The following is a 13482-nucleotide window of genomic DNA, read 5'->3' as shown; positions in this document are numbered from 1 at the left end:
TAGTCGCTCGATTATTGCCTCCGTGCGGAAATGCGCATACATTATGCGCATGTTGCGGAGGCTATTATGCGTAAGATTGCCTTGAATGCGATCCGGCAGCCAGCCAATCTGTCGATCGATTCCAACCTCATGAGGGAAGCCAAAGGGCTGGACGTGAATGTCTCGCGTGCTGCGGAAGCTGGCATCGCAGAAGCGGTGGCGGCTGAAAAAACGCGGCTGTGGAAGCTTGAGAACCGCGCCACGATGGACGCCTGGAACGACTACGTCGAAAAACACGGCATCCCCTTGGAAGAGTATCGGCAGTTCTGATGCCCCGCTATGATGTCTTCGCCGGTCGGATCGAAGGCAACTATCTGCTCGACGTTCAATCCGACCTGCTCGACAATTTCAAGACGCGGGTAGTCGTCCCGCTGCTGCCGGTAGCAGCGGTGCCGCCGCCAATGCGAAAGCTTCATCCGATCTTCGAGATCAATGGCCGGAAGCTGGTCATGGCGACACACCTGATTGCCACCGTTCCGGCAAGCGAATTGGGTGAAACCCGGCTGAACCTGACGAAGCATCACGACGACATCGTCGCCGCGCTCGACATGCTGTTCCAGGGCTTCTGAAGCAATTCCAGGAAAAGTGTGACGCGGTTTTCCGTCCGGAATTGCGTCAAGACAAAGAGTCTGAACGAAGGCGACTGTTGCGCCGCCTTTTTCAGCCCGCCGTCTTGGCCTGCCAGGCCTTGATCGCCTCGTCGAACACCTTCTCGCCGGGGATGCCTTTTTCCATCGTCAACAGCGCCCGCCGTCCGGTCTTGTAGACAACCGGCACGTCAATCCAGTCCTGGCCGCGCAGCAAGGTCATGTTGGCGTCCTCGTCGGCCTTGGTGTCGTTGAGCGCGACGAGGAAGAAGCCGTCGGCGATCTTGGCCGGAATGCCGATCAGCGGGCTGCCGGCATCCTGTTCCGAGCTCTTCATCGCGACGCGCAATATGTTGTCGACACCGCCGCCCTCAAAACCGTCAGGCGTCAGGAAGATCATCTCGATGATATGGCTGGCCGGCAGTGTCTGGTCGGTGTTGCGGCGGATGGTCATGCGCAACTGGATGTCCTTGCCGGGAATGGTTGCCTCGGCGCGGATCGCCGGCTCGGGCGGCAGGTCACCGCCAGGCGATTCCTGCACCAGCGACCAGACGATGCTGCCGGGCTCGGCCGAACCCTGCGCGGTGCTGGTGCGCTCCTCATAGAAGATCGCCTTCTGGCCGACCGGCACCGAGGTTGCCGTCGCTGGAGCCGCGGCCGCCGGTGCTGCGGGCGCAGCACCTGCCGGCGCGGGCGGCGGCGTGGCAGCAGCATCGGCCGGCGCCGCGGGTGCGGTTCCGTTGACAGGCGGGGTTGCGGCGGGCGCGGTGCCTGCCGCGGGTGCGGCCGCGGCAGGTGTGGCCGCGGCTGGTGCCGCCGCGGCGGGTGCGGCTGCAGCCGGTGGTGGCGCGGCCGGCGCATTCGTCGCCGATGGCGGGGTCGTCAGCGCGGCGACGGATTCACCCTCGCCTATGCCGGTTTGTCCACCGGCCGGACCGGGGTCGGTTTCGCCGCCTTCAGGCGTTAGCCGCTGCGTGAATTTCGTCGCTTCGGCGCCCGCTGCAGGTGCCGGTGGCGTCGCCGCGGCGTCGGTCGCGGGCTTGGCCGGCGCCGGTTTCACCGGTTCGGTCTTGGCAACAACCTTGCTGCCGCCCAGGCCCAGCATCTTGCCGAAGGCATCCTTGTTCAGCCAGATGCCATAGCCGCCGCCGGCAACGACCAGCAGAGCGACGACGGCGGCAATCAGCCCGCCATAACTGCGCTTGCGCTCGGCCGGACGCAGGCGTGGGAAAGCGTCAGCCTCCGCGACCGGCTCGTCATCGTTCGGGAAAACATCGGCGCGGTCATCGTCCTGGTCTGCATCCATGCCCGGCAAGGCATGATCGGCAAGGTCGGGGGCCGCCGGCTGCACCGGTACAGGCTTTTGCCAGCTTGGCTCGGCCTTGGCGGCGGGCGGCGGCGCGGAACGGTACGGTTCCGGCTTGGCGACCGGCGGCGCCGGCCACGCCGACTCCGCCTTCACCGGCTGACGCGTGTGGCTCGGCTGGTTCTTGTTGCGGTCGATCGAGGAAAAGATGTGTTCCAACTCGGCGAGCGGGTCCGTTTCCGGCACGCTCTTGGCATAGTCGCGCTCGACGCTGGCAATGGCGTCTTCCAGCGAGCGCTTCTGCTTGGCTATGACCTCGGCGGCCAGCGGCGGCGAATATTCCGCGAGCTTCTTTGCCAGCGCGGAACGGGCGCCATCGTAGGTCCGCGTGCGCGTTTCGGGCGTCGGCTCGCCGTATTTGTCGAGCGCCTTTTTCAGAACAGCAACGAAATCTGCCATGCTTCAGTCGACCTGTTTTTTGCTTCCGCGCCGGCCCCCGCAAATCAGCCGCGATGCCCGGAAGGGCTTCAGAAACTAGTCTTGAAACGGATCGGTCACAAGTATCGTGTCGTCCCGTTCCGGGCTGGTGGAGAGGAGGGCGACCGGCGCACCGATCAACTCCTCTATGTACCGGACATATTTGACGGCCTGGGCCGGAAGATCGTTCCAGCTGCGCGCGCCGGCAGTGGTGCCTTTCCACCCCTCCAGCGTCTCATAGACCGGTTCGACACGGGCCTGCGCGCCCTGGCTGGCCGGCAAATAGTCGATCATCTCGCCGTCGAGGCGGTAGCCGGTGCAGACCTTGATCTCGTCCAGCCCGTCGAGCACGTCGAGCTTGGTCAGCGCGATGCCCTTGATGCCGTTGACGGCGACGGCCTGGCGCACCAGCACCGCGTCGAACCAGCCACAGCGGCGCTTGCGCCCGGTGACGACGCCGAATTCATGGCCGCGCGTGCCGAGGAATTCGCCGATCTCGTTCTTCTGTTCGGTCGGGAATGGACCTTCGCCGACGCGCGTCGTGTAGGCCTTCGTGATGCCGAGCACATAACCGATGGCGCCCGGACCGACGCCAGAGCCGGCGGCGGCCTGCCCGGCCACCGTGTTGGACGAGGTGACGAACGGATACGTGCCGTGGTCGATATCGAGCAGCGTGCCTTGTGCGCCCTCGAACAGGATGCGCTCGCCGGCGCGGCGCTTGTCGTCGAGTATCTTCCAGACACGGTCCATATAGGGCAGGATCTCGTCCGCGACCGAGGTCAATTCCGCCATGATCGCGTCATGCGTGACTTCGCCATGGCCAAGCCCGCGGCGCAGCGCATTGTGGTGCGTCAGCAGCCTGTCGACCTTCAGGGGAAGCGTTTCCAAATCCGCCAGATCCATCACCCGCACCGCACGCCGACCCACCTTGTCCTCATAGGCCGGACCAATGCCCCGGCGGGTCGTGCCGATCTTCGTCCCGGAATTTGAGGCGGCGTCCTCGCGGAATCCGTCCAGCTCCCGGTGCAGCGACAGGATAAGCGCTGTGTTTTCGGCTATTTTCAGGCGATCCGGCGTCACCTCGACACCCTGCGCCTTGAGCTTCGCCACTTCCGCCACGAAAGCATGCGGGTCGAAGACGACGCCATTGCCGATGATGGACAGCTTGCCTTGCCGCACGACGCCGGACGGCAACAGCGACAGCTTGTAGACCTTGCCGTCGACGACCAGCGTGTGGCCGGCATTGTGGCCGCCCTGGAAACGCACCACGACATCGGCGCGCTCCGACAGCCAGTCGACGATCTTGCCCTTGCCTTCGTCGCCCCATTGCGAGCCGACGACCACCACATTGGCCATGTTTCTTTTCCCTTGAGACGCCGCCGAGCGGCTTGGATATGGTTCGAAACGACAGGCCTCTATAGCGTCAAGACCTCGCGAGTGCGACCTTTCTTTGCCGCCGAAAATGCCCTGAGGCACAACAATTTTCGGCTTTGACATCATTTACTTGGACTGACGGGGGCAATAGGCCGGCAAACACCGCAGCGCATCCGCCGCGGCCGGAATCGCGCGATGCATCGACACGCCTACTTATTCCTGCTGCTCACCACCTTGCTGTGGGGCGGCAATTCGGTGGCCGGCAAGCTCGCGGTCGATCATGTCTCGCCGATGATGCTGGTGTTCCTGCGCTGGGTGCTGGCGGTGGCGATCCTGCTGCCGATCGGCTGGCGCACGATCCAGGAGGACTGGCCAGTGGTGCGCCGGCACTGGCTCATCCTGGCGGCACTCGGCGCCAGTGGCTTCACGCTGTTCAACGTGATCTTCTACACGGCGCTCAACTACACGACCGCGATCAACGTCTCGATCGAACAGGCGGCGATGCCGATCCTGATCATCGTTGCCAATTTCATCTTCTTCCGGCTGCGCGTGAACTGGGCGCAGATCGCAGGCGTCGTGCTGACCATTGCCGGCGTCATCCTGACCGCTTGCCACGGCGACCCGCGCCGGCTGCTGACACTGGAGCTCAATTTCGGCGACGCCATCATGCTTGTGGCGGTCATCCTTTACAGCGGCTATTCGGTCGGCTTGCGGCTGAAGCCGGCGATGCGCTGGCAGAGCCTGATGCTGGCCATGTCGATCGCCGCGCTCATCACCTCGCTGCCCTTCTTGCTGTGGGAGGTCGCTGCCGGCAAGGTCATCGTGCCAGACGCGCGCGGCTGGACGGTCATCGTCTACACCGCGATCGGCGCCTCGGTCATCTCGCAGATAACGTACATCAGGGGCAACGAACTGATCGGCGCCAACCGCGCCGGCCTGTTCATCAATCTGGTGCCGATCTTTGGCACGCTGCTTTCGGTGCTGATCGTCGGCGAGACGTTCCAGCTCTATCAGGCACTGGCGCTTGTGCTCGTGCTGGGCGGCATCGGTCTTGCCGAATACAGCGGGCGCAAGATGGCGATGACCCCGCCGGCCAGGGCGCGCTGAGCAGCAAGAAGGCGCGGCAAACGCCACGCCTTCCGATCTTGGCAAAAAAGCCGGGATCAGATCCCGCCGACGTCGAACTGCAGCCGCTTGGCCGAGTCGATCGACTTGTGCGCCCGCACCTGCTCCAGCACCTTTTCCGGGAACGGCGCATCGAGATAGAGCAGCGCGATGGCGTCGCCGCCCGGCCGATTGCGGCCAAGCTGGAAGTTGGCGATGTTGACGCCGTTCTCGCCGCACACCGTGCCGAGCAGACCGATGATACCGGGCGCGTCGGCATTGGTCGTGTAGAGCATGTGCTGGCCGACCTCGGCGTCGAGGTTGATGCCCTTGATCTGGATGAAGCGCGGCTTGCCGTCCGAGAAGCAGGTGCCGGCGATCGACCGCGTCATGTGCTCGGTCTTGACGGTGAGCTTGATGTAGCCGTCGAAGACGCCCGACTTGTCGCGCTTGACCTCGGCGACGATGATGCCACGCTCTTTCACCATGATCGGCGCCGACACCATGTTGACGTCGGCGACCTGCGGCCTGATCAATCCGGCAAGGGTGGCACTGATCAGCGCGCGCGTGTTCATCGTCGCGGTCGAACCGTCGAACAGGATTTCGACCTCCTTGATCGGATCCTCGGTGACCTGGCCGACAAAGGCGCCGAGCACTTCGGCGAGCTTGACGAAGGGCTTCAGCCGCGGCGCTTCTTCCGCCGTGATCGACGGCATGTTGATGGCGTTGGAGACCGCACCCTTGATCAGATAATCGGCCATCTGCTCGGCGACCTGCAGTGCGACATTCTCCTGCGCTTCCGCCGTCGAGGCGCCGAGATGCGGCGTCGCCACCACGTTTTCCATGCCGAACAGCGCGTTCTGTTCGGCCGGTTCGACCTCGAACACGTCGATGCCGGCACCCGCCACCTTGCCGCTCTTCAGCGCCGCGATCAGATCGGCCTCGACGACCAGCCCGCCGCGCGCGCAATTGATGATGCGCACGCCATTCTTCATCTTGGCGATTGCCGCGGCATCGATGATGTTGCGCGTCTTGTCGGTCAGCGGCGTGTGCAGCGTGATGAAATCCGCGCGGGCGAACAGCTCGTCGAGCTCGACCTTGTCGACGCCGAGCTCCTCGGCACGCTTGTCCGACAGGAACGGGTCGAAGGCGACGACATGCATCTTCAGGCCGACGCCGCGCGTCGCCACGATCGAACCGATATTGCCGCAGCCGACGACGCCCAGCGTCTTGCCGGTGATCTCGACCCCCATGAAGCGGTTCTTCTCCCACTTGCCGGCATGGGTCGAGGCGTTGGCCTCCGGGATCTGTCGCGCCAGCGCGAAGATCATCGCGACCGCATGTTCGGCCGTCGTGATCGAATTGCCGAAGGGCGTGTTCATCACGATGATACCCTTGCGGCTCGCCGCCGGGATATCGACATTGTCGACGCCGATGCCGGCGCGGCCGATGACCTTGAGGTTCGGGGCGGCGTTGATCAGCTTCTCGGTGACCTTGGTCGCCGAGCGGATGGCGAGGCCGTCATACTGGCCGATCACTTCGAGCAGCTTTTCCTTGTCCTTGCCGAGGTCGGGCAGATAGTCGACCTCGACGCCGCGATCCTTGAAGATCTGCACGGCGGTGGGAGAAAGTTTATCAGAGACGAGAACGCGGGGCGCCATGGCGGCCTCCTTGAAAATAGGGATTGATCCGGGAATGGGCGGCCCGCAGGCCGCCACGGAGAGTCTCAGGCCGCCGCTTTCAGCGACGCCTTCTGCGCGGCGAAGGCCCAGTCGAGCCAGGGCAGCAGCGCTTCGAGATCTGACGTTTCGACCGTCGCGCCACACCAAATGCGCAGGCCGGGAGGCGCGTCGCGGTAGGAGCCGATGTCATAGGCGACGCCTTCCTTGTCGAGTGCCGAGACCAGCCCCTTGGCGAAAGCCGCCTGCCCGTCGGCGTCGAGCGCCGCCACATCGGGATCGGTGAAGGACAGGCAGACGGACGTGTTCGACCGCGTCGCCGGATCGACTGCGAGATGGCCGAGCCATGACGACTTGTCGACAAAACCGTCGAGCACGGCGGCATTGGCATCTGCTCTGGCAATCAACGCATCGAGGCCGCCGATCGACTTCGCCCATTGGAGCGCGTCGAGATAGTCTTCAACGCACAGCATCGACGGCGTGTTGATGGTCTCGCCCTTGAAGATGCCCTCGATCAGCTTGCCGCCCGAGGTCAGGCGGAAGATTTTCGGCAGCGGCCATGCAGGTTTGTAGCTCTCCAGCCGCGCGACAGCGCGGGGCGACAGGATCAGCATGCCATGCGCGCCCTCGCCGCCCAAAACCTTCTGCCAGGAGAAGGTGACGACATCGAGCTTTTCGAAATCGAGCCTCTGCGCAAACGCCGCCGACGTCGCGTCGCAGATGGTCAGGCCCTTGCGGTCGGCGGGAATGAAATCACCGTTCGGCACGCGCACGCCCGACGTGGTGCCGTTCCAAGTGAAGACCACGTCACGGTCGAAATCGATCTTGGCCAGATCCGGCAATTCGCCATAGCCGGCCTCGAGCTTGCGCACGTCGGGCAGCTTCAACTGCTTGACCACGTCGGTGACCCAGCCGGAGCCGAAGCTCTCCCAGGCGACCATGTCGACGCCGCGCTCGCCGAGCAGCGACCACAGCGCCATCTCGACAGCGCCGGTGTCCGACGCCGGCACGATGCCGATGCGGTAGTCGGCCGGAACCTGGAGGATTTCGCGCGTCAGCTCGATCGCCTGTTCGAGCTTGGTCTTGCCGATCTTGGCGCGATGGGAACGGCCGAGCGCAGCATTTTTGAGCGCCTCGACCGACCAGCCGGGACGCTTTGCGCAGGGACCTGAAGAAAAATTGGGGTTTGTCGGACGGAGTCCGGGCTTCGTATGCGTCGTCATTGTGGTCTATCCTTCCAGATAGTGGCCCCTCGTTGGGGAGGGGTGGCCCACGGACGGCGATATGCGTTCAGGCCTCGGGCGTCAAGAGGAAAGTTTTTGTCGCTGCCGGGATACTGATGGTCCGCGGTCAGGATCGCGTGATTTCAAACGCAAACGGCGGACCTCAGGGATCCGCCGCTAAAGTCCCGATTTGCCCTAGGCCTACCAGAGATCGTAGCGCAGCCCGAGCTTGACCTGGTGATTGCTGATCCCCTTCTTGACCGGAAAGGAGGTCAGGCTTTCGGCCGTCACATATTCGGCATCCGGGGCGGAGAAATACTGATAGCCGAGATCGACGGAAACGTTCTTCGTCACCTGATAGGCAAGGCCCGCATTCAGCGTATAGGCCAAGGAGTATTTCGTCTTATTGTCCTGCAGGTTGAAACTGTTGGCGGGGGCATTGTTGTCCGTGTAACTCGCAGAAAGCTTGTGCGTGCTGCGGACGACACCGATACCGGCGCCGAGATAAGGCGTGATTCCGACATATGTGCCGAGATCGACATAGCCATTGAGTATCCCCGAGAAGGCATAGTTCTTCAGCGATCCCGATCCCTGGGTCGGAAATGTCGGCAGTGCGACGACGGCTGAATCGTCATAGCTGAAGCTGGCGTTGTTACCCGGCAAATAGCCGAAGTTGAGATCGGCGCGGAGGTAATCGTTGAAATGATATCCGAAGCCTACGCTCGCGAAATATGCGTCTTCGCTCTCACCAAAGCTTTCATTGTTGATCGTTGACGGGAAGGTGAAATCCCCATTTTTGAAGCTCTTCTGCACCAGATAGGAGACGTCGCCGCGCAGATACCAGCCGGAGCCGACCTCGACCGGCACATAGTCGGGCGCCTGGTCGGCGTAGATCGGCGGATCGTAGTCGGCGGCGAATGCCGGTGTCAGCGGCAAGAGGCCGAGTCCGGCAAGCGCCAGCACAATACGCGATGTGAGTGTCATGGTCCCGACTCCCGGATTTGGCGACACCTGCAATCAACACGGCAGCCATCGTTTCAGGAAGCATTGTTAACCATAGTGGTTAAGTCACGGTTAAGGCTAACAGAGCGTTAGCGAATTCATTTCAGCTAATGCATGACGCCCTAAATTGACCTGGCTTTCTAATGCATGTCGCCCAAAAGTGACCTTCGGTTTTGGGAGAACGACATGCATAAGAACAAAGACCTAAAGCGCGTCGCATGGATCCGTATCAACGCGACGCGCTTTAGGCACTTCATTGGCGACAGCACAAACGAAAACCGCCCGGTCAAGCCGGGCGGTTCGCGTATATTCGAGGTCGTAAAGTTCTTACTTGGTGTAGATCGGCTCAGGTTCGGGCTGGTAGGCCACCACCGGTGCCGCGCACCCATTGTTGCCACCGAACTGATAGCGCAGGCCGCCGCGCACCTCGTGGGTGTTGATGCCGCGGTCGAAGCCCGGGCCGGAGCTGGTCACATCCCATTCGAACATGCGGCCGCCCTGGATATGGGAGAAGCGATAACCTGCATCGAGGATGATCTTATCGGTCAAGCAGTATGAGGCACCGGCCATCAGAGCATAGGCGAAGCGCCAGTTGGATGCTCCGGGGTTGGTCTCAGTGGTGTTCGGGTCACTGACAGTATCCCACTTGACGTGCGCGCCACCGATACCGGCGCCGACATAAGGCGTGATGCCGTGCCAGGTGCCGATATCGACATAGGCGTTGGCGAGGAGCAGAAGGGCGCTCATCTTCGACACTTCGGTCGAGGTCGAGACGAGATCCGAGGTACCGCCGTTGAAGTTCGACTTGAACCAGTAGTCGGCGGTCACGTCAGCGCGCAGATGATCGCTGATCTTGTAGCCGACGCCGCCCCCGAGCGAGAAACCGCCCTTGAGCTTGCCGTAGTCGAAACTCTTACCGCCCGGCGTCACCGTACAATTACAGGGATCGACGGTGTAGGTCATGTAGTCGATGCCGCTCACGTACGACTTGTGATAGTCGAGGTCGCCACGGATGTACCAGCCACCGACATCGACCGGCTGCTCGTAAACCGGCGGCGGTGCCTCTTCGACCTGCGGCTCAGGCAGGTCGGCTGCGAACACTGGCCAGGCCAGGCCCGCGAACAGCAGCGCGAACAGGGCCTTTCTTGCTGTATTGAACATGCTTGTCACCCCTAGGAACCCTCGGAACGCGATCGCGTCCGAATGAGATTGGCTTTCAAGCGTGGATAATGAATTGGAAAAGTTAAAAGGCGTTTAACCCTGTCGATTAACCACGAATCTCTAAAATTCGAGGGATTCGGGGATGATTTCGACAGTCTGGGCCCGATTCCCGGCCAACAAAAAGCCCGCCGGAAGGGCGGGCTTCGATGCAACCGGAGCGGAGCGGCGCGCTGCGGGCGCGCCGGAGATCAGGCGGCGCTGCGGGTCTCCGAAATGACCTCGACGATGTCGTTGACGACTGCCTCGACCAGCTGCGGATCGTCACCCTCGGCCATGACGCGGATCAGCGGCTCGGTGCCGGACGGACGGATGACCAGCCGCCCGGCCTTGCCGAGACGGTGGCGTGCATCCTCGATGGCGGCTTTGACCGGAGCTTCCTCGAGCGGCTTGCCGCCGGCGATACGGACATTCTTCAGGAGTTGCGGCACCGGTTCGAACTTCTTCGACAGTTCGCTGACCGGACGGCCCTGGCGCTTGATGCAGGCCAGCACCTGCAGCGCCGACACGAGGCCATCACCGGTGGTCGAGAAATCCGACAGCACGATGTGGCCCGACTGCTCGCCGCCGACATTGAGCCCGTGCGCACGCATGTGCTCCACGACGTAGCGGTCGCCGACCTTGGTACGGTGCAATTGCAGCTTCATGTCGCCGAGGAAGCGTTCGAGGCCGAGATTGGACATGACCGTCGAAACCACGCCGCCGCCGGCAAGCCGTCCGCTCTGGTGCCAGGACTCGGCGATCAGCGCCATAATCTGGTCGCCATCGACGATCGCGCCATTCTCGTCGACGATGACGACGCGGTCGGCATCACCATCGAGCGCAATGCCGATATCGGCGCGCACTTCGTGCACTTTCTTCTGCAGGCCCGCCGGATGGGTCGACCCGCATTCCTTGTTGATGTTGAAGCCGTTGGGCTCGACATTGATGGCCACGACCTCGGCGCCAAGCTCCCACAGCGCCTCGGGCGCCACCTTGTAGGCGGCGCCATTGGCGCAATCGACGACGATCCTGAGGCCCGAAAGCGACATCGAGCGCGGCAAGGTGCGCTTGGCGAATTCGATATAGCGGTCATGCACGCCGTCGACGCGCTTGGCGCGGCCAAGCCCGTCGGAATCGGCGAGTGCCAGATCGATATCCTTGTCGAGCATGCTCTCGATGCGCTCTTCGATCTCGTCGGAAAGCTTGTAGCCGTCCGGCCCGAACAGCTTGATGCCATTGTCGTAATAGGGGTTGTGCGAAGCCGAGATCATGACGCCGATATCGGCGCGCAATGAACGCACCAGCATGGCAACGGCCGGGGTCGGGATCGGGCCGAGCAGGAACACGTCCATGCCGGCGGCGCAAAGGCCGGCCACCATCGCATTCTCGATCATGTAGCCGGAGAGCCTGGTGTCCTTGCCGAGAACGACACGATGGCGGTGGCTGCCACGCTGGAAGGAAAGGCCGGCGGCCATGCCGACACGCATGGCGATTTCAGCGGTCATCGGAAACTTGTTGGCGCGCCCGCGAATGCCGTCGGTGCCGAAGTAATTTCCTGCCATGCTAGTTAGAGTCCCTGACGGTTCTTTTGCCGGCATCTCATGCCACAATTGGCCGATGCGCCATGATCACATTGTGTGATTATATGTTACCAATCCTTAGAAAATCATTGTTGTGCGCTGCACACAACAAGGCCGCAACCCAACATGCTGGCACTGTGGCACTGCAATATACCAGTTCTGCGAGCTATTCGGCGCAGATGCACGCGGAAAATCTTGTTTTTAACCCGATAAGGGACAATGATTTCATCACCTTATCGGGAGGACCGAGCTTCCGGCGATATATACCTCACTTAGCATCTGGCGCAACCGATCGTTGAGCGTTATTGATTCGCAGGGACGTATAATGGGCTGCTGCAACGGAGAAACGCTATGCTCATCCACCGACTTGCCACTTTGACCGGCCTTGCCGTAGCGACGTTGTTCCTGGCTGCGCCAGCCAACGCGTTGACGATGGCCGAATGCAGCACGAAGTATAACGCCGCCAAGGATGCGGGGACACTTGCCGGACAGACCTGGAACCAGTTCCGCAAGGCACAGTGCGGCACCGATGCCGCCGCCACCACGGACACCAAGCCGGCCGACACGAAGAAGGCTGCTGAAACCAAGCCGGTCAAGACCACCAAGCCAGCTGCTGCTGCGGCCGACAGCACGGCCAAGGGCCTGACGGCCAAGGAATGCAGCGCCAAGTACCAGGCGGCGAAGGCCGCCGGCACGTTGAACGGCATGAAGTGGAACGACTTCCGCAAGGCTGAATGCGCCGCCGGCGCATCCGCCGCCGCCGACACCACCAAGCCGGCAACCACCAAGGCCGCCGCGGCTCCCGCCGACGGCAAGGGCCTGACCATGGCCGAGTGCAGCGCCAAGTATCAGGCCGCCAAGACGGCCAACACGCTGAAGGGCCAGAAGTGGAACGACTTCCGCAAGGCCGAATGCGGCGCCGCTGCCTCGGATGACGACAGCGTGCCTGCTCCGAGCGAGGCAAATTACACCAAGGAGCCGGCAAAGCCGACGACGGTTGCGCCCAAGGGCGTCACCTTCCCGTCCGCGATTTCGCCGAAATATGCCAGCGAGACCCCCGGAAAGGGCCGCATGCACACCTGCCTCGACCAGTACTATGCCCTCAAGGACGCCAACGCGCTTGGCGGCCTGAAGTGGATCCAGAAGGGCGGCGGCTTCTACAGCCTGTGCAACGCCAAGCTGAAAGGCTGATCGCCTAGTTGTTCGAAGAAAGAAGGCCCGCGCATCGTGAGATGCGCGGGCCTTTTTGTTGCGCGTTTGTTGCGCGCGAAGACGCTTGCGGCTCCGCTCGCATCTGCATCTGTCGGGAGCGACCGGCATCATCAACCCGCCCACACTTCCCACCGGCAGGCTTTACAAGTAGCTCGCAAAGATTCCGATTGAACATATGCGGAACAAACAGTATACAAAAAGGCATCGAACTCGTTATCAACCAGGAGGGTCTTATGTCCAGTTTGAAATTGGCGGTATTGGCTGTGACGGCATTGGTTGCGTGGGGCGTCGCCCCTGCAAGCGCACTGACGATGAAGGAATGCGGCGAGACCTATCGGACAGCCAAGGAAGGCGGCACTCTGAACGGCATGGACTGGGCCGCTTTCCGCAAGGAGAAATGCGCGACGTCCGCTGCGGAGAGTGTCAGCTCGGATACCGTCAAAACCGCGCCGCAGCCGAAAAAGGAAACCGGCGCGGCGGTCGCCCCCACTGTAGCGCCGGCGGGCGTGACATTCCCGACCACCCTCGCCGCCGAGTTCAAGACCGAAAAGCCCGCGAAGGCGCGGATGAAGACCTGTCTGCAGGGTTATCACGGCAACAAGGAGGCGGGTACGTTGAACGGCCTTCGCTGGATCCAGAAGGGCGGCGGTTATTACAGCCTGTGCAATGCGCGGCTGAAAGCTGAATCATAAAAATCGA

At 62.4% G+C, this 13482-nt stretch carries 12 protein-coding genes; 5 read left to right on the top strand and 7 right to left on the bottom strand.

Features of this window, described 5'->3' with window-relative positions; genetic code table 11:
* Positions 1–66 precede the first annotated feature (66 nt).
* Positions 67–309, top strand: coding sequence for a type II toxin-antitoxin system CcdA family antitoxin (locus CKW40_RS17635; protein ID WP_095201385.1), 243 nt, complete (start codon positions 67–69; stop codon positions 307–309).
* A complete protein-coding gene (locus CKW40_RS17630) occupies positions 309–608 on the top strand; it encodes a CcdB family protein (protein WP_095201170.1) in 300 nt (99 codons plus the stop codon). The genes CKW40_RS17635 and CKW40_RS17630 overlap by 1 nt, the downstream gene beginning before the upstream one ends.
* 91 nt (positions 609–699) lie before the next feature.
* Here CKW40_RS17630 and CKW40_RS17625 read toward each other — a convergent pair whose 3' ends face one another.
* Both CKW40_RS17625 and CKW40_RS17620 read right to left on the bottom strand, forming a co-directional pair.
* Positions 700–2391 carry a hypothetical protein gene (locus CKW40_RS17625; protein WP_095201169.1) on the bottom strand — a complete coding sequence of 564 codons (1692 nt, stop codon included), beginning with the start codon at positions 2389–2391 and terminating at the stop codon, positions 700–702.
* 75 nt (positions 2392–2466) lie between these two features.
* Entirely contained in the window at positions 2467–3765 is a 1299-nt protein-coding gene (locus CKW40_RS17620) for an adenylosuccinate synthase (protein ID WP_010912013.1), read from the bottom strand.
* A gap of 213 nt (positions 3766–3978) precedes the next feature.
* Here CKW40_RS17620 and CKW40_RS17615 point away from each other — a divergent pair, with 213 nt between their 5' ends.
* On the top strand, positions 3979–4890 hold the full coding sequence (locus tag CKW40_RS17615; protein WP_095201168.1) for a DMT family transporter: 912 nt from the start codon (positions 3979–3981) through the stop codon (positions 4888–4890).
* Between the two features lie 56 nt (positions 4891–4946).
* Here the strand turns inward: CKW40_RS17615 and serA are convergent, their stop codons facing one another.
* From serA to glmM, 5 genes are all read right to left on the bottom strand, one after another.
* Entirely contained in the window at positions 4947–6548 is a 1602-nt protein-coding gene (gene serA / locus CKW40_RS17610) for a phosphoglycerate dehydrogenase (protein WP_095201167.1), read from the bottom strand.
* Between the two features lie 65 nt (positions 6549–6613).
* On the bottom strand, positions 6614–7789 hold the full coding sequence (locus CKW40_RS17605; RefSeq protein ID WP_095201166.1) for a phosphoserine transaminase: 1176 nt from the start codon (positions 7787–7789) through the stop codon (positions 6614–6616).
* 201 nt (positions 7790–7990) lie between these two features.
* Entirely contained in the window at positions 7991–8773 is a 783-nt protein-coding gene (locus CKW40_RS17600) for an outer membrane protein (protein WP_095201165.1), read from the bottom strand.
* A gap of 345 nt (positions 8774–9118) precedes the next feature.
* Positions 9119–9952, bottom strand: coding sequence for an outer membrane protein (locus CKW40_RS17595; RefSeq protein ID WP_095201164.1), 834 nt, complete (start codon positions 9950–9952; stop codon positions 9119–9121).
* Between the two features lie 248 nt (positions 9953–10200).
* Complete coding sequence (gene glmM / locus CKW40_RS17590; RefSeq protein WP_095201163.1) at positions 10201–11553, bottom strand: phosphoglucosamine mutase; 1353 nt, start codon at positions 11551–11553, stop codon at positions 10201–10203.
* Positions 11554–11922: 369 nt separating this feature from the next.
* Between glmM and CKW40_RS17585 the strand changes: the two genes are divergently transcribed.
* Positions 11923–12762, top strand: coding sequence for a hypothetical protein (locus CKW40_RS17585; protein WP_095201162.1), 840 nt, complete (start codon positions 11923–11925; stop codon positions 12760–12762).
* 254 nt (positions 12763–13016) lie between these two features.
* Positions 13017–13475 carry a hypothetical protein gene (locus tag CKW40_RS17580; protein ID WP_095201161.1) on the top strand — a complete coding sequence of 153 codons (459 nt, stop codon included), beginning with the start codon at positions 13017–13019 and terminating at the stop codon, positions 13473–13475.
* The last annotated feature ends 7 nt before the right edge of the window (positions 13476–13482 follow it).

The organism is Mesorhizobium carmichaelinearum (assembly GCF_900199455.1).
GTDB lineage: Bacteria > Pseudomonadota > Alphaproteobacteria > Rhizobiales > Rhizobiaceae > Mesorhizobium > Mesorhizobium carmichaelinearum.
The sequence above is the reverse complement of the archived record's forward strand: the minus strand, read 5'-3'. Positions and strand labels throughout refer to the sequence as shown.